General features: G+C 47.2%; 22 protein-coding genes. 14 read left to right on the plus strand and 8 right to left on the minus strand.

Going from position 1 to position 21625, the window contains the following annotated elements:
* Positions 1-5: 5 nt before the first annotated feature.
* From sufC to CMM32_08155, 5 genes are all read left to right on the plus strand, one after another.
* Positions 6-755, plus strand: a complete 750-nt coding sequence (gene sufC, locus CMM32_08135; protein MBT06863.1) for a Fe-S cluster assembly ATPase SufC — start codon at positions 6-8, stop codon at positions 753-755.
* Positions 756-779: 24 nt separating this feature from the next.
* Positions 780-2138 carry a Fe-S cluster assembly protein SufD gene (gene sufD / locus CMM32_08140; GenBank protein ID MBT06864.1) on the plus strand — a complete coding sequence of 453 codons (1359 nt, stop codon included), beginning with the start codon at positions 780-782 and terminating at the stop codon, positions 2136-2138.
* A gap of 6 nt (positions 2139-2144) precedes the next feature.
* Positions 2145-3416, plus strand: coding sequence for a cysteine desulfurase (locus CMM32_08145; protein MBT06865.1), 1272 nt, complete (start codon positions 2145-2147; stop codon positions 3414-3416).
* On the plus strand, positions 3416-3865 hold the full coding sequence (locus CMM32_08150; protein ID MBT06866.1) for an SUF system NifU family Fe-S cluster assembly protein: 450 nt from the start codon (positions 3416-3418) through the stop codon (positions 3863-3865). Before CMM32_08145 ends, CMM32_08150 begins: the two co-directional genes overlap by 1 nt.
* A 16-nt stretch (positions 3866-3881) precedes the next feature.
* The gene (locus CMM32_08155; protein MBT06867.1) at positions 3882-4286 is read left to right on the plus strand and encodes an SUF system Fe-S cluster assembly protein; all 405 of its coding nucleotides are present in this window, start codon (positions 3882-3884) and stop codon (positions 4284-4286) included.
* Here CMM32_08155 and CMM32_08160 read toward each other — a convergent pair.
* Both CMM32_08160 and CMM32_08165 read right to left on the minus strand, forming a co-directional pair.
* Positions 4283-5557, minus strand: a complete 1275-nt coding sequence (locus CMM32_08160; protein MBT06868.1) for a hypothetical protein — start codon at positions 5555-5557, stop codon at positions 4283-4285. The genes CMM32_08155 and CMM32_08160 overlap by 4 nt on opposite strands.
* A 104-nt stretch (positions 5558-5661) precedes the next feature.
* Entirely contained in the window at positions 5662-7977 is a 2316-nt protein-coding gene (locus CMM32_08165) for a carbon monoxide dehydrogenase (protein ID MBT06869.1), read from the minus strand.
* A 228-nt stretch (positions 7978-8205) separates the two neighbouring features.
* On the opposite strand from CMM32_08165, the gene CMM32_08170 reads away from it, so the two are divergent.
* The 8 genes from CMM32_08170 to CMM32_08205 all read left to right on the plus strand — a co-directional run bounded on the left by CMM32_08170 (position 8206) and on the right by CMM32_08205 (position 13666).
* Entirely contained in the window at positions 8206-8766 is a 561-nt protein-coding gene (locus CMM32_08170; GenBank protein MBT06870.1) for an ATP:cob(I)alamin adenosyltransferase, read from the plus strand.
* Between the two features lie 53 nt (positions 8767-8819).
* Complete coding sequence (locus CMM32_08175) at positions 8820-9287, plus strand: hypothetical protein (protein ID MBT06871.1); 468 nt, start codon at positions 8820-8822, stop codon at positions 9285-9287.
* Positions 9288-9347: 60 nt separating this feature from the next.
* Positions 9348-9689: a ferredoxin gene (locus CMM32_08180; protein ID MBT06872.1), complete on the plus strand. Its 342-nt coding sequence runs from the start codon at positions 9348-9350 to the stop codon at positions 9687-9689.
* Positions 9690-9804: 115 nt separating this feature from the next.
* Positions 9805-10323 carry a CarD family transcriptional regulator gene (locus CMM32_08185; protein ID MBT06873.1) on the plus strand — a complete coding sequence of 173 codons (519 nt, stop codon included), beginning with the start codon at positions 9805-9807 and terminating at the stop codon, positions 10321-10323.
* A gap of 146 nt (positions 10324-10469) precedes the next feature.
* The gene (locus CMM32_08190) at positions 10470-11255 is read left to right on the plus strand and encodes a hypothetical protein (GenBank protein MBT06874.1); all 786 of its coding nucleotides are present in this window, start codon (positions 10470-10472) and stop codon (positions 11253-11255) included.
* 30 nt (positions 11256-11285) lie between these two features.
* On the plus strand, positions 11286-12242 hold the full coding sequence (gene pip, locus CMM32_08195; protein MBT06875.1) for a prolyl aminopeptidase: 957 nt from the start codon (positions 11286-11288) through the stop codon (positions 12240-12242).
* Positions 12239-12796, plus strand: coding sequence for a deacylase (locus CMM32_08200; protein ID MBT06876.1), 558 nt, complete (start codon positions 12239-12241; stop codon positions 12794-12796). The genes pip and CMM32_08200 overlap by 4 nt, the downstream gene beginning before the upstream one ends.
* 564 nt (positions 12797-13360) lie before the next feature.
* Positions 13361-13666 (plus strand): hypothetical protein, encoded by a 306-nt coding sequence (locus tag CMM32_08205; protein ID MBT06877.1) that lies wholly within the window; start codon positions 13361-13363, stop codon positions 13664-13666.
* An 87-nt stretch (positions 13667-13753) separates the two neighbouring features.
* Here CMM32_08205 and CMM32_08210 read toward each other — a convergent pair whose 3' ends face one another.
* From CMM32_08210 to CMM32_08235, 6 genes are all read right to left on the minus strand, one after another.
* Positions 13754-14842, minus strand: coding sequence for an alcohol dehydrogenase (locus CMM32_08210; protein ID MBT06878.1), 1089 nt, complete (start codon positions 14840-14842; stop codon positions 13754-13756).
* Positions 14843-14900: 58 nt separating this feature from the next.
* Entirely contained in the window at positions 14901-15359 is a 459-nt protein-coding gene (locus CMM32_08215) for an aldehyde-activating protein (GenBank protein ID MBT06879.1), read from the minus strand.
* Positions 15360-15474: 115 nt separating this feature from the next.
* A complete protein-coding gene (locus CMM32_08220) occupies positions 15475-16617 on the minus strand; it encodes an alpha/beta hydrolase (protein ID MBT06880.1) in 1143 nt (380 codons plus the stop codon).
* 57 nt (positions 16618-16674) lie between these two features.
* Positions 16675-17685, minus strand: a complete 1011-nt coding sequence (locus tag CMM32_08225; protein ID MBT06881.1) for a signal protein PDZ — start codon at positions 17683-17685, stop codon at positions 16675-16677.
* A 146-nt stretch (positions 17686-17831) separates the two neighbouring features.
* Positions 17832-19376 carry an MFS transporter gene (locus tag CMM32_08230; GenBank protein ID MBT06882.1) on the minus strand — a complete coding sequence of 515 codons (1545 nt, stop codon included), beginning with the start codon at positions 19374-19376 and terminating at the stop codon, positions 17832-17834.
* A gap of 63 nt (positions 19377-19439) precedes the next feature.
* Positions 19440-20150, minus strand: a complete 711-nt coding sequence (locus tag CMM32_08235) for a hypothetical protein (GenBank protein ID MBT06883.1) — start codon at positions 20148-20150, stop codon at positions 19440-19442.
* A 138-nt stretch (positions 20151-20288) separates the two neighbouring features.
* Here CMM32_08235 and CMM32_08240 point away from each other — a divergent pair, with 138 nt between their 5' ends.
* Complete coding sequence (locus tag CMM32_08240; protein MBT06884.1) at positions 20289-21539, plus strand: hypothetical protein; 1251 nt, start codon at positions 20289-20291, stop codon at positions 21537-21539.
* Positions 21540-21625: the final 86 nt, after the last annotated feature.

The following is a 21625-nucleotide window of genomic DNA, read 5'->3' on the forward strand; positions in this document are numbered from 1 at the left end:
TGAATATGCTTGAAATTACGGATCTGCATGCTGCGGTTGATGGTAAACAGGTGCTTCGAGGGGTGGATCTAAAAATTGGTCCTGGGGAGTTACATGCTGTCATGGGNCCGAATGGGTCTGGGAAAAGCACATTGGCATATGTTTTATCAGGGCGCGATGGCTATGATATTGAGCGTGGTGAAATAATTTACGATGGCAAATCTCTTCTAGAGTTGGCACCGGAGAAGAGAGCTGAGCAGGGCATNTTCCTTGCCTTTCAATATCCGGTGGAAATCCCAGGTGTTTCTAATGCTACATTTCTTAGAACTGCGGTTAACTGTGTCCGAGTAGCCCGGGGCCAGGAGGAATTTAGTGCAACAGAGTTCTTGAAGGAAGTACGCATGAAGCTAAAGGCTTTGGAGATGGGGGAGGAGGTATTATCTCGACAGGTTAATGTTGGTTTTTCGGGTGGTGAAAAAAAGCGTAATGAGGTTTTGCAGATGGCAATGTTAGAGCCTCGGCTTGCTGTTCTTGATGAGACTGATTCAGGGCTGGATATAGATGCCTTAAAAATTGTAGCAGAGGGTGTAAATAAGCTGAGAAGTTCCGATCGTTCTATGTTGATAATAACCCACTATCAGAGACTGCTCGACTATATTGTGCCAGATAAAGTGCATGTTCTCGCCGAGGGAAGAATAGCTCGTTCTGGTGGGAAAGAATTGGCTATTGAGTTAGAAGAAAAAGGTTACTCCGAATTCTCTGGCGCTGCGTTGTAGAAATATANGGTGGCTTAAAGTCTTATGTTAACAGCGAAAATTCATAACGATTTTTACTCTGAATATTTCGGAAACGTAAAATCGGATCTCCCTGGTGCAAAACTCCAATGGCTTGCCCGCGCTAGAACGGAGGCTATTGAGCGGTTTCTGGAATGTGGGTATCCAACAGTGAATGTTGAGGAGTGGAAGCATACTAATCTACTGAAACAAGGCGATTTCTTTCCGGTCATGGGAGGGCCATCAGTCAACGAGGTGAGAGAAAGAGACATAGAGGATCTTTTGCTGGATTCTATTCCCTCACATCGGATGGTTTTTGTTAATGGTTTCTTTTGTCAGAGGCTGTCAGATGTTGGTGCTCTACCCGCGGGACTGCGACTGACAACCGCGGGAGAAATGTTGGTAGAACAACCAGAGCTTTTGGAGGAACATTGGAGCCAGCCTTGGGGTTTTTTGGAACATCGCTTGTCGGGATTGAAAGATCCTAAGCCGCACTCGATGGTAGCTTTGAATATGGCCTTATCTCCCGGTGGGCCTGTAATTTATGTTGGCCGTGATGTGTCGCCGGAATTGCCCATACACGTGGTCCATGTGGTTGTCTCAGGGGCTTCTGGTGTAATGAGCCAACCCAGAACCTTGTTGGTAGCTGGAGAGGGTTCCGGTGTGGTTTTCCTGGAGAGTTATATTGGTGGAGGTCTCCAGCCTCACATGGTGAATGCTTTAACGCAGGTGAGAGTCATGAAAGGGGCCACGGTGCGCCACTATAAGCATCAGGGGGAGGGATCAAACGGCTTTCATCTGGCAACAAATCTTGTGCGCCTTGACTCGGAGAGCACCTATGGTGGGTGTGTTTTGTCCAATGGCGGCGGTATAAGTAGGAATGAGGCCCGTGTTCGGTTGGAAGGGCAAAGAGGCGATTGTACCCTGGATGGTATTTATCTTGGTCGTGGTCAGCAGCACATGGATAATTGGACCGGTGTGGATCACGTGGCCCCCTATGGGGAGACCCGTGAGATGTACAANGGTGTCTTGGATGAAAAGGCTGAGGGAGCGTTTCAGGGGAAGATACGCATCTGGCCGGAGGCGATTGCCAGTGCCGCCCAGCAGCTTAATAAAAATTTGCTACTTTCGGATGATGCCCGAGTATTCAGTAAACCCGAGCTAGAAATACTTAATGATGATGTTAAATGTGGACACGGGTCGACTATCGGAGACCTAGATCAGGAATGCTTATTTTATCTCCGTTCTCGCGGTATTGACGAATTGGTTGCGCGTAAATTATTGGTAGAGGCCTTTGTGGGAGAGGTGATTGATAGGTCCCCCGATGTTCCTATCAGGGAACATTTCAGGAAATTATTTTATCAATGGTTTAGTCAGGTGAGTTGACTTTTCATGAAAGACAATTCTATTCGAGAAAATCCGCTAGAGCGCACAGAAAAGAATCCTGTATTGGATATGGATTCAGTGAGAAAGGATTTTCCAATATTTGCCCGGGATGTTCGTGGTGAAAGGCTTGTATTCCTGGATTCTGCGGCTAGTGCACAAAAGCCTTCCCAAGTTATTCGATCGATTAGCGAATGTTATGAGTCACAATATGCCAATGTTCACCGAGGGGTATATTGGTTAAGTGAGAAAGCTACAGAAGCATTTGATAGTTCCAGNGAAAGGATTGGCGCTTTTCTTAATGCTCCAAGTAGCGCTGAGATTGTTTTTGTGAGAGGTGCAACGGAGGGAATCAATTTAGTCGCGTCAAGTTATGGTGGCACTTTCTTGCAGCCAGGGGATGAGGTTGTCATTAGCCATATGGAACACCATTCAAACATTGTTCCATGGNAAATCTTGCGGGATCGGAAAGGAGTTCTGCTTAAAGTTGCCCCTATACGAGACGATGGATCGATAGATATAGAGGCTTTTGGGAATATTTTGAGCTCTAAAACTAAGCTTGTGTCGATAACGCACGTTGCCAATGCCCTAGGGACGGTTGTCCCGGTTAAAGAGATTTGTGATATGGCGCACTCGGTTGGGGCCCGTGTGCTGATTGATGGGTGTCAGGCGGTGCCACATTCTGAGGTTGATGTACAAAAACTTGGTTGTGACTTCTATGTATTCTCGGGTCATAAATTATATGGACCGAGTGGAATCGGTGTTCTGTACGCAAAGGCAGAGTTGCTCGACCAGATGTCGCCTTATCAGGGTGGGGGTGACATGATAGAGAGTGTAACATTTGAAAAGACACTTTATGCCGATCCACCCCAAAAATTTGAAGCGGGGACCCCGAATATTTCGGGTGCAATTGGATTAGGTGCGGCCGTGAANTATGTGTGTTCTATCGGGTTGGATAAGATAGCTGCTCATGAGTCTGATGTGCTCAGTTATGCGACTGAGTGTTTGTCAGGGAGAAATGATATCCGGATAATTGGTACAGCAGCTAATAAGGCTAGTGTGTTATCTTTTGTGATAGAGGGTGTGCATCCCCATGATGTAGGGACTATTTTGGATCAAGAGGGTATAGCGGTGAGAACTGGACACCACTGTGCTCAACCGGTGATGGACCGCTTTGGAGTTTCTTCAACGACCCGGGCCTCATTAGGAATGTATAATGGTCGGGATGATATAGATGCGCTTATTGGAGGACTTGAACGGGTAAAGGAAATATTTAACTAATGTCAGATTTAAGGGAGCTCTATCAGGAAATAATTTTGGACCACAATCGGAAACCAAGAAATTTTGGTGAATTGCCAGGNTGCAATAGGACGGCCAAGGGGCACAATCCCTTGTGCGGCGACATGGTGAAAATATATTTGATTATAGAAAATGGTGTCGTGCGAGAAGTAAAGTTTGATGGCAAGGGTTGTGCTATATCTGTGGCCTCTGCCTCAATAATGACGGGCCTAATTACTGGGAAATTAGAAACAGAGGTAAGAGAATTGTTTGAATCATTCCACTCGTTTGTGACCAACTCTGATGATGGGGAATTGGGGGATGGATTGGAGGAGCTTACCGCATTGGGCGGTGTCCGGGATTATCCGATGCGAGTTAAGTGTGCCACGCTGGCATGGCATAGTGTGATATCAGCATTGGACGGCGGTAATGATACGGTGGCAACTGAGTAACTTTTAGGATATGGCAATGACTGATGATGAGCGGACAGTGCAGGACTTCATGCCAAATTTGGAACCACCTTCAGAGTTTGTGGTTACCGGGGGCACACCGCTAAGTAAAGGCACTAAAATTGCAACCCAAGCTGACGTAGTCGAAGCCTTGCGCACAGTTTTTGATCCGGAAATTCCAGTTAATATTTATGATCTTGGTTTGGTATATCGCTGCGACATTGACCAAAAAGGGAGTGTCGTGGTTGAGATGACTCTTACTGCTCCGGGTTGTCCGGTGGCTGGGGAAATGCCGCAGTGGGTGGCCGACGCTGTTGCTGGGTTGGCTGGGACCGGTGAGGTAAAAGTGACTCTTGTTTGGGATCCCCCTTGGGATCAGGAAAAGATGTCAGAGGAAGCTAAGTTAGAGCTTGGCATGTTTTAATCGGGGGNTGCTTTAAGTGTCGGATGTGGTAATTGCACTCGCCTCCAGCCTATGATTGCCGCTACAACGCACAGCAGGGCCGCTATGCGTATCGGCCAGGGGAGTCCAAAGCTACTAGCTAAAGCTCCTAGAGTAAGGCTTCCAAGGCCTACCCCGGCTCTAAATATAAAGCCATACATACTAAGTGCCCGACCACGAAACTCATTGGCAACTTCGGCTTGAATAATGGATTGCACACCAACTGCGCATACAACCATGCTGAAGCCGGCAACCATGGTGCAGGCCACAGCAGCCCAAAACCACTCGCTAGCGACCATTAGCATCAGTGAAAGACCAAAGGCTAGAGTATTAATTATTACTAGTTTTTTGAGTCCATTTGTGTGACTTTGCTGACTAAGAAACACTCCAGCTATTATTGCACCGGCTCCAGTGGAGGAGGTTAGCCAGGCTAATTCTAGGGCGCCCTTGTTTAGTACGTTGGCAACTATTCCCGGCAATAATTCCGCGAATGGCCTTCCAAAAGTAGCTGTAATGGCAAACAAGATCAGCATAGGGCGAATTGCTGGATGCGCTATCACGTACATGATGCCGTTTCCGATCCCAGAAAACATACCATATTTTCCGGTGTTTTTTGCTGCCGTCCCTTTGATGGTGAGGAAGGTTGTTGCCCACAATAAAGCAACGTAGGTAAAGACATTTATCCCAAATGCGTGAGAGATGTCCCAATTTATAATGACAGCGCCCGCAATTATTGGGCCTATGACCCTCGCTATGTTGAAAAACAAGGAATTACAGGAAATGGCTGCATGAAGATCGTTAGGGCGGACTAAGCTGGGTATAAGCGATAAACGTACGGGTTGGACGAAACCATATATGAAGCCTAAATAGAGGGTGAAGATTAAAAGTAAATCCGCGGTGATTAGGCCAAAGAAAGTAAGAAACCACAAGGCTGCCGCTTGCAGCATGGCAAGGACCTGGGAAATTTTGAATAATAATAATCGATTTGCTCTGTCAGCTATGGCCCCNGCAAACAAGCCCACTAGGAGTGTTGGTAATAGTTCCGCAAAGGCGATGATGCCAAGCCATGTTGTTGAGTGGGTAAGTTCCCAGGTTAGCCAGCCGACAGCGACGCGCTGGACCCATGTTCCTACCATGGACACGGAGTTTCCGTATGCGTAGATACGATAGTTTCGGTTTGCCAAGGCCCGTAGTATTCCAATTCTCATGATTAGGCGAGGGGGAATACGCAAATTCGTAGCACGCCTGATCATATAACCATCCGGGAGGGTTCAAATAAGCGTTAAAACATCATGCTCTACTGCCGCCACAAGAGATTGTGGAAGCAGTCGAATAACAGGTTACAGAACTTTTAGTCTTACTTTTGAAGAGTTGTCCATACCACCTCAGGTGTAATGGGCATATCCAGGTGATTAACTCCATCATTGCGAAGGGCATCTACAACAGCGTTAACTATCGCAGCTGGNGAAGCGACTGAGCCCGCTTCCCCGCAGCCCTTTATCCCACGGGGATTGTTTTTACACGGTATTACAACATTGGAAAAATCAAATGAGGGCAAATCATCGGCTCTTGGCATGCAATAGTCCATAAAAGAGCCAGATAATAGCTGTCCATCTTCGGAATATACTGTGTTTTCTAACAGTGCCTGCCCCACTCCTTGGGCAATTCCGCCATGAACTTGGCCTTCCACGAGCATGGGGTTCACCAGGGTCCCAAAGTCGTCAACTATTGTATAACGAAGTAATTTAGTCTGCCCCGTCTCGGGGTCCACTTCAACCTCGGCGACATGACATCCATTAGGGAACGTCCAAGCCGGCAGAGTTATTGTTCCTCGGGCATCTAGTCCACCATCCATTTTTTCGCCGGGTAGTTCCATGGTGCGAGCTTTTTCAGCGAGCGATAAAATTCCAATCGCTCTGTCGGTGCCCGCGATTTGAAAGTTGCCAGCAGAGAATTCTATATCCGATGAAGAGGCTTCCAGGACCTCCGCGGCATACTTCTTTCCTCGTTCAATCACAATGTCAGCGGCTTCATCTATAGCAGTAGCTTGAGCTGTTAGGGAGCGAGATCCACCCGTGCCGCCACCAGTTGGAATGGCGTCCGTGTCTCCCTGGATAATCCGAATTTGTTCGATAGGGACGCCTAGTCGGTCTGAGGCCACTTGGGCATATGCAGTCTCATGTCCTTGTCCATTTGATTGGGTGCCTACTAAGACATCCACGTTGCCATCCGAAGAGAACTTAACTTCTGCAGCTTCCCCCGGTTCACCCATCGTGGATTCAATGTAGTAGCACAGCCCTATACCGCGTCGTTTTCCGGTCTCCCTGGATAGGGCGCGTCTATTTTCAATATCTGCCCACCCAGCCTTATCAGTGACTGTATCTATGACCTTTGCAAATTCACCCGAGTCATACACTTCGCCAGCGGTTGTAGTAAAAGGCATTGCCGAGGCCGGGATAAAATTTTTGTGACGGAGTTCTATCCGATCCACATCCAGCTGTTGAGCTGCCTTATCCATAAGTCTCTCAATCATGTATATGGACTCGGGTCTCCCAGCGCCACGATAGGCGTCTACTGGCACAGTATTTGTGAACACACCTCGAACCCTCACGCTGAGGGCTTTTACGTCATACACGCCGGGCATCACCTTGATGGCTGCTAGAGTGGGTATGAACGGGCCAAAGTTTGACAGATAAGCGCCCATATTAGCTATGGTATCAACGCGCATTCCGAGAATTCTATGGTCGGAATCGAATGCAATGTCCACCTTTGTCACATGGTCCCGTCCCATAATATCCGAAATAAAAGAATCTCCTCTCTCCCCAATCCATTTAACGGGCCTACCCAATTTTTTGGACGACCACACGCAGAGGGCTTGCTCTGGATAGTAAAATGATTTCATTCCGAATCCCCCGCCAACATCAGGTGTTATTACTCTGACATTTTCAGGTTCAGTTTTGAGAGTGTGATTTGCGATTTGATCCTTTAGCAGCCAGCCTCCTTGGGTGCAGCTGTGAAGGGTCAGCTTGCCCTTTACGGCATCGTAATCAGCGATGGCCCCCCTTGGCTCCATCGAATTAACAATTAGTTTATTGTTAATTAATTCAAGGCTGACGGTATGAGCAGCTTTATTAAATGCCTCGTCAGTTTTTTGATCGTCGCCGTGCCCCCAATCAAAGGCTAAGTTACCGGGGGCGTCAGAATGAACAACAGGAGCACTCTCCTCCAGTGCCACCGCGGTATCACTTACTGCGTCCAGTGAAGAATATTCAACTTCAATAGCTTCAGAGGCATCTTTTGCCATCAAGAGGTTCTCGGCCACTATGAATGCGATATTGTCTCCCACGTATCTGACGCGGTCAGCGCATAGCACGGGTCGTTGCGGCATAGGTGCTTGGCCTCCATCTCGATTTTCCATCGGCACAAGACAGGGGATGTTATTTACGCCAGCGGCCTCTAGATCAGCCGCTGTGACAATGCCAATTACCCCAGGCATAGATTTCGCCTTTGCACAGTCTATGGATTTAATCGTCGCGTGAGCCACCGGGGAACGGAGCACATAACCATACGTTTGTCCTTCAACATTGATGTCATCCGTGTATGTGCCTTTGCCCGTAGTGAAACGGGAATCCTCTACTCTTCGAATGGGTTGGCTGGTACTAAACTGGACCATGATACCTCTCATATATGCTACAGCTGTTATTTCCGAACGACTAAGTGTACCCAGTTTCTGGATGTGAGCAACTGCCCCATTGTAGCTAATTTATATTTTCGTGGGGATTAAGTATCTCCGCAGATGAGTAAAAGAGTTGCGATTGGCTTTCAGAAGGAGTGCTTTGGGATACTTTTTGGAGTACCTTGTGCGGGGGTGATTTAGGGCAACCGAGGAAAATGGGCGATAATGGTAAAGATTGACAAGGTATATACCCGGGGCGGCGATGAGGGGATTACGTCGCTGGGCAATGGCGAGAGGGTTTCTAAGGATACACTGCGTATTCAGGTCTGTGGTGTTTTGGATGAAGCAAACGCCTCGATAGGTGTGGCCAGGCTGTATGTGGACGAAGATACAGACCTGATGTTGGCCCGGATTCAAAATGATCTCTTTGATTTAGGAGCAGACTTATGTGTACCGGTTCCACCGGAGGGCAGAGATAAGCTGCAAATTGGGCCAGCGCAGGTAGAGCGTCTCGAAGAGGAGATAGATCAAGTGAACGCCCGATTAGGCCGCCTTAACTCTTTCATCCTTCCAGGTGGATCTGAGGCTGCCGCATTCCTCCATGTGGCGAGGTCTATAGTTCGGCGGGTGGAAAGGTTGGCGTCTGCCTTGACCAGGGCGGAACCAATATCAGGGTATTGTTTGCCATATTTGAATAGGTTGTCGGATCATCTGTTCGTTCTCGCTCGTTCTCAAAATGAGGATGGAAAAAAAGATATTTTATGGGTGCCAGGTGAAAATCGGTAGAATGGTGGATAGGCGACTTGCCGCTGCGGCTCTGGTTGTGGTAGTCAGAGTCTATGTTGGATCGAATTTCTGCTCTTCTATCAAGGGGCCCCGCAAAAAGTGGGATGGCCAAAGATCAGGTGCCTGAAAAGCAGTTAGCTGCAGTAGCCCTGCTTATTGAAGTGGCTTATATGGATGACGACTTTGAGATTGTGGAGCGGAGCCGGATCGCAGAGTTGATTGGCAGATACTTTGATTTGGATAGTTCTGAGTGTGACGTCTTGATGGAAGAGGCGGAGGCGGCAGCCCGTGATTCCGGCCAGTTGTATGAATTTACGAGGGTCATAAATGATAATTACTCCTTGGAGGAGCGCGTAGAGTTGATGGAGTTGCTTTGGGAGGTGGTATATGCGGATGGTGAAGTCCATGATATGGAGACAGGGTTACTTCGCAAAATTGGTGGATTGATATATGTATCAGATAAAGATCGTGGGTTTGCTCAAAAACGGGTAGCAAAGCGTGTCGTTGGTGGTACTGCATAGGGTGGATTACGATGAAAAGAATTAGGGAATTTAGTAGATGGTGAGGAGGGAAATGGCGCGATGACCTACGTCGTGACGGAAATGTGCATTAAGTGCAAGTACATGGATTGTGTGGAGGTTTGTCCTGTTGATTGTTTTTATGAGGGCGAAAACATGTTGGTTATNCATCCGGATGAGTGCATAGATTGCGGAGTGTGTGAGCCGGAGTGTCCTGTGGAGGCCATATTGCCAGATACCGAAGGTGATCTGGAAAAATGGGTCGATTTGAACTCCACCTATGCTGAGAAATGGCCAAATATTACCCGAAAGGGTGATAGCCCTCCTGACGCCGACGATTTCAAAGAAGAGGCGGGAAAACTAGAAAAATATTTCAGTGAAAATCCAGGAACGCAAAGCGAATAGCTGACATTGCTTTCTTATGTAGTATCGATGGCTCGGGTGATGACATCGAATATGGGGCCATAGCGAGTGCTGAGGTGGTAGATTAGTAAAAATATGTAAGAAAGAAGTGAATGGAATGACTAGACCTACGAACAAAAGTGTTAAAAAGATTTTTAAGAAGAAGGACTGGGTGGTGTATCCTGCCCATGGTGTTGGGAAGGTAGTAGGCATAGAAGAGCAAGAGATTGCGGGAATAAAGTTACAGCTCTACGTTGTCGAGTTTGAACGGGAGAAGATGACTCTGAGGGTTCCGTTGGATAAAGTCGAGGCTCTTGGTATGAGGAGGCTGAGTACCAAGGATGAAATGGGCGCCGTTGTTAAGACCCTCAAGGGTAAGGCAAAGATAAAGAGAACCATGTGGAGCAGAAGGGCGCAGGAGTACACGGAGAAGCTCAATTCGGGCAGTCCCGTGAGCGTGGCAGAGGTCCTGCGAGACCTTCATAGAGGAGCGGATCAACCAGAGCAATCTTATAGTGAACGCCAGCTATACGAAGCTGCATTGGATCGTTTAGCCCGCGAGTTTGCGGCTGTCGAGAAGATAGAGCATGAGGCGGCAGAGCAACGTATTGAGGACATCTTGTTGAAAGCTGCCTAGCTTATTTAAAATCCTGTAACGAGGAATTGCGGGTGAGTATAATACAGTTTCTTTGGGTGGTCATGTGTCTGATTGGGAGCGTCGTCCACTGGAGGTTGGCAGGTGCATGTTGAGCTCTCCAAGTTACTTTTCGGCGGGTTAGGCAGGTGATAGCCTCTCTAAAAGGATACGCGCGGGTTTGGGCGGTCGCCGCGGTAAACGGAGACTTCGACCGNCTTAAGGTATTACATGGTCTTTTAGAGGAGAAATTCAGAGAGGGTGATAGGCTTATCTACCTGGGCAACTATTTAGGAGGAAGTGTCGCATCTGCGGAATTGTTGGACGAGCTCCTTCTGGTTCGACGTGCTTTTTTAGCTCGTTTTGGGCTCGTGGATAGTGACATAGTATATCTTCGGGGGCGGCAGGAAGAAATGTGGCAAAAATTACTTCAACTTCATCTTGCCCAGGATCCAGCGGCGGTGTTGGAATGGGTTCTTCCCCAGGGAGTTGACTTTACGCTGAGGGCATATGGAGGAAATGCGGACCAAGGTAGAATGTGGTGTCGTGATGGGGCTCATGCCTTGGCCCGCTGGACCGGTTCGCTGCGGGACGCGATTCGCANTAAACCTGGGCATGGGCAGTTTTTGGCTTCCTTAAAACGCGCAGCCGTAAACAGGGATCAATCAATTTTGTTCGTGCACGCTGGTGTGGACACCGGGCGGCCACTATCTGCTCAGACAGATAGTTTTTGGTGGGGAGATACCGACTATTTGAAGATTGGTCCTCAATATGAAGGCTTTAAGAGGATAGTGAGGGGCTTTGATTCAGATAATACAGGCTTGTCTCTGGAAGGTTATGCCATAACAATAGACAACGGGAGCGGACATGGTGGATCGCTCGAAGCCATATGCTTTGATTCTGGGGCCAAGGTGGTTGATCGTATTAGTGCTTAGTCATTTGTCTGGCCGAATGGACGGGTCAAGGTGAGCATAACCTCCCTGTATCCTGCTATCGATCCTAGGCGCTCCGGAATGCTTGAAGTGGACCTTTTGCACACAGTCTATTGGGAAGAAAGTGGCAATCCAGAAGGGATCCCAGTTCTATTTTTGCACGGCGGGCCGGGAGCAGGCACTGTGCCAGAAAACAGACGTTTTTTCGATCCCAACGCTTATCGTATTATACTTTTTGATCAGAGGGGTAGCGGCCGTTCGACCCCTGCTGGGGAGATCAAGGAAAATACCACTCAGCTTTTAGTCTCTGATATTGAAGTTCTTCGTCGGTTCTTAAATATAGATCGTTGGGTAGTCTTTGGAGGTTCTTGGGGTTCTACATTGGCTTTAATCTATGCCGAGATGTACCCGGGCCGATGCATTGGCTTAGTGCTGAGAGGAATCTTTCTCTGCAGACCCCAAGAGGTAGAGTGGTTCTTGCATGGAGTGCAATCTTTCTTTCCAGAAAATTGGGCAGCTTTCTCGGGGCATCTTCCGTTTGAGGAACGTAATGATTTGCTGAGTAATTACTATAAACGTCTTGTGAATCCAGATCCTGCTATTCATATGCCAGCAGCTTTAGCCTGGAGTATGTACGAAGGGTCGTGTTCGACGTTGATGCCTAACGAACCCAGCGTGGCCCAATTTTCCCAGGGCCAATTTGCCCTCGGCTTGGCTCGTATAGAGGCCCATTATTTTATAAATAATATTTTCTTACCGGAAAATTTTATTTTGGATCATGCGGAGGCGCTTCATAGCATTCCAGGTGTAATTGTTCAGGGTCGTTATGACATGGTATGTCCATTTACAAGTGCAGCCGATCTAAGTAGAGCATGGGGTAGGGCCCAGTTGAATGTGGTGCCAGACGCAGGTCATTCCTCTTCAGAGGAGGGAATCATGAGGGCCCTAATCAAAGCTACTGATGAAATAAGAGATGGAGGGGTCGTATGATTTGTGACCAAGCCGTGGGACGGCTTTTTGCGGTATTGTTCTTTTCCATTTTGGGAGTTGGTCTTGCCGCTAAATGCGGTGCGGGAGAAGTGGGGTCTCCTACTCGAGAGAAAACTTTGGGATTTGACCCAGATTTCATAGTGTTTGGATTGGGTGGTTTCGACGTCAACGACAACGAAAAGGCGGGTCAATTTGAGGTTCAGGCCAGGTTCCAGAAACGAATCTGGTTCTTCAAGCCTCAAATTGGAGCGTTTGTCACCACCAAAAGTGGGTTTTATGCGTATGGGGGAGGCTCTGTAGATTTGTTTCTTGGAAGGCGATACGTTGTCTCGCCGAGCTTTGCCGTTGGCTTTTACCAAAAGGGGGATGGGAAGGAACTAGGTGGGGACTTAGAATTTCGATCCGCCCTGGAAATAGCCTATCGGCTGCGGAACCGCGCTCGAATAGGTCTNCAAGTCGGNCACCTTTCAAATGCAAGCATATTTGATGCAAATCCGGGCACTGAGTTTGCGATCATTAACTACTCTTTCCCTACTGATGTGTTTTCTCGCTAAGGCCTTATTTGATGTTTGCGCTGCTAAGTGAGTATTTGAGTAGGCAGTTGTATTTTTTGCATCTAAAAGGTTTGCCTTGACCGTGAAGCCAACTTCCGGGTACGAAAAGACTGCGTCCCCTTAGCTCAGCTGGATAGAGCACCAGATTCCTAAAGCGATTGGGTGCCGTATAGGAAACTATACGAGTAGAACTGCTCAAATTCGGGGAAACCTTTGGCATGGCAATCCCGAGCCAAAACCTAAAGTGGGGAAGGTGTAGAGACTAGACGGGCAGCATCTAAGGTTTATGTGAACTAGGATGAAGGGATAGTCCAACAGGGCACGCTTCGGTGACAATGAAAATTGTAGCCCTGTTGAATCTGGGGGTCAGAGGTTCGAATCCTCTAGGGGACGCCAAATTTATGAAACAACTTTGGNCCGACTATGGCTAACACTCCCTGTTGGTAGGAATAATCTGTTATTCATAGCCAAAATAGCAACTAAATCCGAATTNTACAGTGGTCTAGTCAACAAAGAAGATGACTGTTAAAAACATGGTCTCGAGCTGTCCAACTGGAGGTTAAAATGGGTAAGGTTCTGGTGGCTGTAGCCACATTAGTGCTGTTTCTCCTGCCCACAGCTTCCCAAAGTGAGACTCCTATAGTTGTAGGAAAGATGGCCGAGCTTATTCTTAAATATGGCGATGTCTCAAAGACAGAGTGTGGAACGAAATACAAAAGAAGATGGAAATTTTGTACTTCTGTGGTCCAGATAAATGACGTTAATGATGAGGTCAGGGAATATGTCGGTGTGTGGAAGTGTATGCGGTATCTAAATGACGATGGCGATCATCTGAATATTGTTTGTCGCAAAGATATTGGAAATCCATAGCCCGCAGGAAAAAGGGTTGGCAGTATCAAGGGAACGAGGTTTCTTCAATTTAGCCATATCGTATGTTAGGGGTTCCCAAAAAANTTTTTAAACTCCATCAAATATAATGACGTTGCGTGCAACTTCGCCAGTTTTTAGTTGATCAAGCGCGGCATTAACTTGATTGAGATGTATGTGCCTATTTAGTAGTTTATCAAGCTTTAGTTGTCCGGAAAGATAGAAGTCAACATACCTAGGCATGTCTATGCGAAACCGATTAGAGCCCATTTGACATCCAATTAATTTCTTTTCTTGTAGGAAATCTGCGGCATGGATTTCTATTTTCATGCCATATGGTACCATCCCTATTATGGTTGCTGTACCACCTGGACGCAGCATCTCAAACGCTTGCTCTGTAGTTTTCTTCAGGCCAATCGCCTCAAAGGAAAAATGTACGCCGCCCGATGTCAGTTCCTTAATATGTTCGACTGGGTCGGCCTTGGTCGCATTTACAACTTCCGTTGCCCCAAAATCTTTAGCAAGTTCTAGCTTATCTTCGACCTGGTCTACGGCAATTATTCGTCCTGCCCCGGAAAGAAAGGCGCCGTTAATGCAAGATAAACCTACACCACCGCATCCAATTACGGCCACTGTTGCGCCAACCTCAACTTTGGCGGTGTTATGAACTGCGCCAACACCAGTGGTCACACCACATCCAATAAGGGCCGCTTTATCTAAGGGCATGTCATTCCGAATTTTTACGAGAGCATGTTCATGGATTAGCATTTGTTCAGCGAATGATGAGAGATTCGCAAATTGTTCTATTTTTCCATTTTCTTTGAATAGGCGAGGGGCTTCGCCCTTGGGACGTCGCGTCTCTTTTCCGTTACAAATGGATGGATGGCCAGTAATACAGAATTCGCAGTGACCGCAAAAAGCGGACAGGCAGGTGATAACATGGTCGCCAGGTTTAACATAGGTGACATCCGCCCCCACTTGCTCCACAATCCCCGCCGATTCGTGCCCCAGTACGACTGGTAATCGGTAGGGATACAGCCCCTCCACAAAATGCAAATCGCTATGACAAACACCAGCCGCCGCTGTTTGAACTAAGACCTCTTTAGCACGCGGCTTATCAATGGTTACGTCCTCTACTACGAGAGGTTTTCCAACCTCATGAAGTACGGCAGCTTTCATGGTGGTGCCTCGTGTCTAGTTTTGCAGAGAGATTAGCGTGGCTTTCAAAATATGGCAATCATGGTGCCTGAATGCAGGAACTTTTTTGGTGCTCATGTTTGAGACGCTCTGGCATCAATTCATCTTTTGGCAAAGCAGGGTCCATAATATCCCATGGTTGAGCGCTTGATACATAAATATCCCTGCTAGGTTTATACCATTCAGGATTATCGAGGCTTCCTGCATAAAGGACTTTCCCTCCCGGGCGTGCTCCATTTTCTAAGAAGAGGGGAGATCCGCAAGACGTGCAAAACGCCCGCCGCATTGGGTGCCCCTTATCGGCTATCGTCTCAAACCAATTAGGTTTTCCTTTGATTAGAAAAAATTCTTCGGCGCGGATTAAAACGGCGGCAAAATATGCGCTGCCTGTCGCTCTTTGGCAATCTCTGCAGTGGCAATTACCCATATATCTNGGGGTGCCGGTACATTTATAGCGAATGGCTCCGCAGGCACATCCTCCCGTGAATGGAATATCCATTATTTACTCCCTTTCTTTCTTACTATTAAAAACACGTTGCATATACGACGATGCCTCTCTCTTGGCTCAGATCCAACGGGTTCTCACGTTGTGCTGCAAGGTGTAATGCACTAGTTCAGAGGGAAGTATTTAAGAAATCTATAAGTATTTTTGATACGGCCTCCGCTTGTTCTTGTTGAACCCAATGGCCTGCGTTCTCTACTAGATAGCAGCCACGCATGTCGGTTAAGGCTGAGTTTTTCATTGCTTCAAAGGCGCCAGGTTTTTGATATATGCCCCAATCTTTGTTACCAGCAATGAAGGCAGAAGGCACGTCAATGGTACGACCAATAAATTCTTGAAGTTCAATAGCGAACCTTCCAGTGGTTCCAACACGATAGTATTGCAGTCCTCCTTGGAATCCAGTTGAAGAGTATGTNTCCGCGTANAAACGGAGTTCTTTATCACTCAGCCATGTGCACTGACGGATGTGTTCCGCAGAAGGCATTTCTGTCTCAACAGTTTCTGGCATGGTTTGGTTGAGGTTCATAACATAGTAGGTTGGTAATTTTGCAAGTTCCGTGGCCGACCAAGATATTAAGGGGTGAGGTTTATTTTTTATCCAATCCGCGCTCTTATGGTGATAATAGGCGCGGAGAAATTCAAGCATACCCTGCCTGCAGTTTACCATTTCGTCATTTGCTTCACGGCTGGAATAGTACCACTGGTAGTGTTTGCGAGGTGGAGAGAGATTGGCCAAGGCGTCGTGTATATCGTCTTGATGAGTTTTATGGTAACACCCAGGCTTTTGANGTTGAGGTACCCCGCCAAATGGTGCGCTCATTAACACGACTGACTTAAATATGTCGGGCCGAGCTAATGCGCTATAGGCGGCTACTGGGCTTCCGAAGTCGTGTCCTACAACGGANCAGCTTTCATGTCCCAATGCTGAAAGAAGGCCCATGTTATCTTTTAGAAGATTGGAGAAGCTGAACTTTTCTAAATCACCATCAAAATCATCACTCCATCCAGTAGTAGCTCCGTATCCCCGAAGATCTGGTGCTATTACGTGGTAGCCGTGGGCGGCTAGTGGTAGAATGACCTTACGCCAACTATAGGCAAGTTCTGGGAACCCGTGCAGCAAAAGAACGCAATGCTTTCCTTGTTCCTCGAACCCCGCTTCTAAAAAATTTACATTCAGCCCATTAGAATTATCAATGGCCCTTGCGCGGATGCCTGCTGGCAATTCAGGGTACTCCGGTTTTCGAATTTCGATCATAGTAATTATGCTTTTCGGTCCGTGGATATTTTGGGGAAAGGCTGCACTAAAATTAATTTATTCCCTAGGTGTTCGGAAGAAGTCATATCTGCTCGACGATTTTATTTTTAATTCAACTCCAACAGTATCCCGCATGATTGTTACAGGAATAAGACTTCCGGCTTCACCGACACTCCATATCCTTCGATAAAGGTCAGCTACATCTTCGATTGGGTTTTTATCCACTCGCAAAATAATATCCTCAGGTTGAAGTCCAGAGTGGTCGGCAGGCCCTTCTGGTGATACGTGTATTAAGGCTGGCCCTTTCTGGGTATCGGCGGCAAATATACCCAACCAAGGCCGAGGCGGGCGTTGCGCACGCCCTTTTGAAAGTAAATCGTCTAAAATAGGTAGCAAAAGCTCAGTTGGGACAAACATATTTCCTTGAGACTGTGTAGTTCGCTCTGCTATTTCATCGAGTAATAGCGACCCTATCCCTTTGATACGACCATCCGTGCCTACAAGCGGTGCGCCACTCCATTTTGGGTGGGCCGGTGAGGTGAAAATTGCGTTTTCAATTAAATACTCCCAATACCCGGCAAATTCCTGTCTTCCCACAACGTTGGTGCGCACTGGCGGTTCCTCGTCGCCATAGGCTACCACACATACTTCCTCTCCTTCGCTTAGACTAGAGGAGTCTCCAAGTTCCATGGGTGTGAGGTTTAATGGCTCGCGAGCACGTGCTAGGCCAAAACCCGATTCGAAGTCGTATCCCACAAAATCAGCCGCTACCCATTCAGAGTTCTGGTTACGAATCCAAATACGATTTGACTCTAGAAGAAGGTAGCCAATCGTTAATACAGTCCCATTGTTATCAATGAGTACGGCACTTCCTTCTCTCTCAGAACCCAGGTAGGAAGCGGTGTGAGCCTGAGAAGGAACTTCCGCTCGTATAGCTGTGACCGAATGAAGATACTCACTGCTTTTGAGTGCGGGTTTCAATACTATATTTTTGCTTGGCTCTGCTTTTTTTNGGCCGTCGCTTTCGGTTTCAGACACTGGATGTCCTCGTTGCTGAGTGAGTAACATTTTCTCTGTAATTCATGATCAACTATAACACAATACCATTTATGGGTGACCTTATAATCTGGATTCAATTCTTCTGGTGAACTGAGCGGTGGGGGTATTTATGATACTTTAGTTAGTTAGGTGATTTATCTAAAACAAGGCGTGTTTTATCTCTCCAGAGGGATTTTTCTGCGAAATAAGGGGAGTAATATAAGGGCTAGGAGGGAGAGCAGAGCAGTACTCTTTGTTACATCGTTAAAGGCCATGATCATGGCTTGTTGGGTAACCAAGTCAATCAACAGGGTTAACCCAGCGTGGTCGGCGGTAGGGGATTCACCGTATTGTCCTCTAAAAAGATTTCTAAGCGTTGGGATGGATTCTCCAACGGATGGTTGGTCAAATGAGACGGTATCTGCAATTTCCGAGTAATGGCGGATGGTGTTGTTCTCCAATTGGGTGCTGCCAACTGCTATTGCAATTGCGGCACCAAGCCGCATAAAGAGACTGTACAGGGAACTGGCATTTTTGACCTTTGTAGTCTCGATAGACCCAAGGGCTAGTACGACACAGGAAAGCCAACAAAATTGTGAGGAGATTCCTCTAATTACTTGGGGAAGGATAAGTTCGGAAAAGCCGACATCAGCTGTTAAGTTTCCTTGCAGCCAATTACCAATTGCCATTCCGCCAAATCCAATGAGTGCAAGCCAGCGCAAATGCAAAACACGGACAGCCATTCCGGCTAGAGGACTGGAAAGTCCCATGCTGATGCCTAACACCACGATTATTGTGCCTATTTGGAACGTATCAATAGCTCGAACTTCGGCTAGATAGAGGGGTAATAAAAAGAAGGGTACAAAAAATACAGCACCATACATGAAGGTATAAAAGCAACCAATTGAGAAATCCCTATTGGCAAAAATAGTCAGGTCTACAACTGGGTGTTTGCAGGTCAATTCTCTCCAAATGAATAAATAGGCAGATATCGCGCCGGTTGCGGTAAAAGCTAAAATTAGTTTTGAGGCAAACCAGTCATGTCTTTTTCCTTCTTCGAGCACTACGATCAAGAATAGTAATGCTATGGCGGCCAGTGAGATTCCTAGAAAGTCAATGTTTTTTGCAAGTCCGAATTCGGCTTTATCGATTTTGATAAACACGATAGAAGCAAACATAAGGATAATCCCAACTGGTACACTAAGCCAAAACATCCAGCGCCAGCCAAGTGCTTCGGTAATCCAGCCTCCCACAAGAGGAGCAATAGCGATTGGGGTGACTAAGACAAATGACAAGATGGTCATTACAATGGTCTGCCTATTTTTCGGGAAAACGTGGTAGGTCGTCGCGAAAACGAGTGGCATAAGTGCACCACCGCAAAATCCCTGCAATGCACGGAACACAATCATGGATTCTATGTTCCAGGCTACGCCGCAGCCTATACTTGCCAACGTAAATCCAAATAGACATCCTGCAAATAGCCATTTGGTCGAAAATAACCTGCACAGCCATCCTGCTAATGGCAGCATGATAACCTCGGCAATCAGTGCTGATGTAAGGACCCAACTGATTTGTTCTGGCCCAATTGCCAGTCCACCCTGAATTTCCTTGAACGAGCTGTTGACGATCTGGATGTTAATCAATCCTAGATATGTAGCCATGCACATGATGACAAAACCGGTCAAAGTCGAGGGAGTTGGTTGGTTTTCTGTGCTTTGCACTGGACTAATTTCCTGTCAAAGGGCGTGGCGGGNTCGGGNCCGAGCCCCTACCCGTCAGGGCACTTAGGTCATATAACTAGCGGCGTTTGGCGCATTGTCAGGTGATTTTGCGTCTAGGGATGATCGTGCCAAATCTTTGTTGGTTAACTTTTGTCGAATCAAGGGCAGATGTTCGCGGCCCCAATATAGCTCTCCATCTAGGACATACATTGGAACACCGAAAACTCCAATGGCTTCCGCTTCCTCTCGTATTGCATCGTGGAGAGCTGGTCCTTTGCCCACAACAAAGTCCTGGAACTTTTCTGTATTGACCTTTGCTTCCTGCAGTACAGCCTTAATGATCTCAGAATTTTCAATATCTAGCTCCCTGCGCCAAAATCGTTTGAATATCATATCGCTATAAGGTTCAGCCTTTCCCTGCTCCTTGGCGAACAAGAGCCCCATGTTGGCCAATGTAGAATCCCAGATTTTTTGAGGTCCGCGGACAGTTAGACCTGTCAGGTTAGCATACCTTCGGGCGTCCATGTACGAGTACCGAACTCGCCTCCACTGGTGNGCGCTACGTTGTTCCTCTATTACATTCCCTTGCTTGTCCACTGTTGCACTACCAAGAAAATCAGGTATATCCAAGGTATACGGGAGCCACTCTATGGCTACGAGAAAATCTTTTTCCAACTTCAAGGTCGGTTCGATCGCCAAATAAGCGTAGGGGCTTTTGTAGTCNATGTAGACGGTAATAGGCTCTTGCATAGTCATCTCCCACCCCTTTGACATTAACACTTACTACACATAGAAGAAACGTTGGAACGAACTAATCGCTTGATATTAATTACTGCATTGTTTGGCAAAGTAGTATTTTTTTTAACCTCTACGCGGATGTCTGCAAGTGGTATTTGATCTACGAGGATATTGATGAAAATTTTACTGAGTGTTGGGGTATTACTTGTCTTGTCGATGGTAACAGTCAGGGATGCGGCCTTAAGCAACGATAATTTTGCGGGGATCTTTTCTCCTGCTTTCAGTGAAATTAGTGGCTATGTGTCAGGAGAGGTTTCGTTTTTTCCGAAAGTCGGTTTGGCCGGTGCGGAAGATAGGGCCCGGTTTTCCTTGGCCGTGGAACCGGAATATTATTTGGAGTATGATGGGGGGGCTACCATAACTTTCAGGCCCTTCTACCGATTTGATTCTGTGGACTCCAGCAGGACTCACGGCGATGTGAGAGAGCTTTTGTTTCAATCTTCCGGAATGGATTGGTATCTGAGCCTTGGAGTAGGCAAGGTTTTTTGGGGAGTGGCGGAATCCAAGCATCTCATTGACATAGTGAACCAGACAGATGTTGTTGAGGGTCCTAATGGGGAGGCGAAGTTAGGGCAGCCTATGGTGCATTTATCCACTGACTTAGGGCTGGGGTTTTTGGATTTTTTGGTCATGCCTTATTTTCGTGAGAGGGAATTCCCATCCCGAAGTGGGCGCTTCCGAGATGNACTACTGGTTGATTCAGCTAAGAGTAGCTACGAGACCAAGCTCGAGCAGTGGCACCCTGATGCCGCTATGAGGTATACTGTGAGCCTTGGAAACTGGGACTTAGGGCTTGCTCAATTCTATGGCACCAGCCGAGAGCCGAGCCTTGCTCTTGGGGTTACCGATGACGGGAACACAGTGTTTGTTCCGACCTACGAGGTAATTTCACAGACAACTCTAGATCTTCAGCTCACCAGTGGTGTGTGGCTGTGGAAGTTAGAGGGAATGGTAAGATCAGGCCAGAAGAATGTTTTTGGTGTGGAACAGAATTATTACTCTGGTGTTGGAGGCGTCGAGCATAACATATATGGTTTCGCTGGAACCTATGCAGATTTGGGCATATTGGTCGAGTACATGAGGGATAGCAGGTTAACCGCAGCAACCGACCCTCTCAGCAACGATATTTTTATTGGCACTCGCTTAGCCTTAAACGATGAAGCGGATAGCCAGGCGTTGTTGGGTGTCCTTCANGCCACCAACTCGAGTACACGACAATATTTTGTAGAGGCAAGCCAAAGAATATCGGATGGGGTAAAGCTAACCTTGGAAGCCCAGTTGTTTAGTGCCGTAGAGTCCAATGATCCACTGCAAGGCCTAAGGGATGACGATTTTTTGCGTCTGGAATTGGCCTATTATTATTGATTTTGGCTAATTTTGGGCCAAAGAGTCAAAAAAGCCTACTTAATAAGGGATTTTTTGGGGTAATGACTTGAACGAATCGGCTTCCA

The sequence above is a fragment of the Rhodospirillaceae bacterium genome (genome assembly GCA_002728255.1).
Taxonomy (GTDB): domain Bacteria; phylum Pseudomonadota; class Alphaproteobacteria; order UBA7887; family UBA7887.

Excerpts from the sequence above, each read along its gene's own strand:
- CMM32_08155 (MBT06867.1), top strand. The coding sequence starts at position 3,882 with ATGACTGATGATGAGCGGACAGTGCAGGACTTCATGCCAAATTTGGAA.
- CMM32_08170 (MBT06870.1), top strand. The coding sequence starts at position 8,206 with ATGGTAAAGATTGACAAGGTATATACCCGGGGCGGCGATGAGGGGATT.
- CMM32_08175 (MBT06871.1), top strand. The coding sequence starts at position 8,820 with ATGTTGGATCGAATTTCTGCTCTTCTATCAAGGGGCCCCGCAAAAAGT.
- CMM32_08185 (MBT06873.1), top strand. The coding sequence starts at position 9,805 with ATGACTAGACCTACGAACAAAAGTGTTAAAAAGATTTTTAAGAAGAAG.
- CMM32_08205 (MBT06877.1), top strand. The coding sequence starts at position 13,361 with ATGGGTAAGGTTCTGGTGGCTGTAGCCACATTAGTGCTGTTTCTCCTG.
- CMM32_08210 (MBT06878.1), bottom strand. The coding sequence starts at position 14,842 with ATGAAAGCTGCCGTACTTCATGAGGTTGGAAAACCTCTCGTAGTAGAG.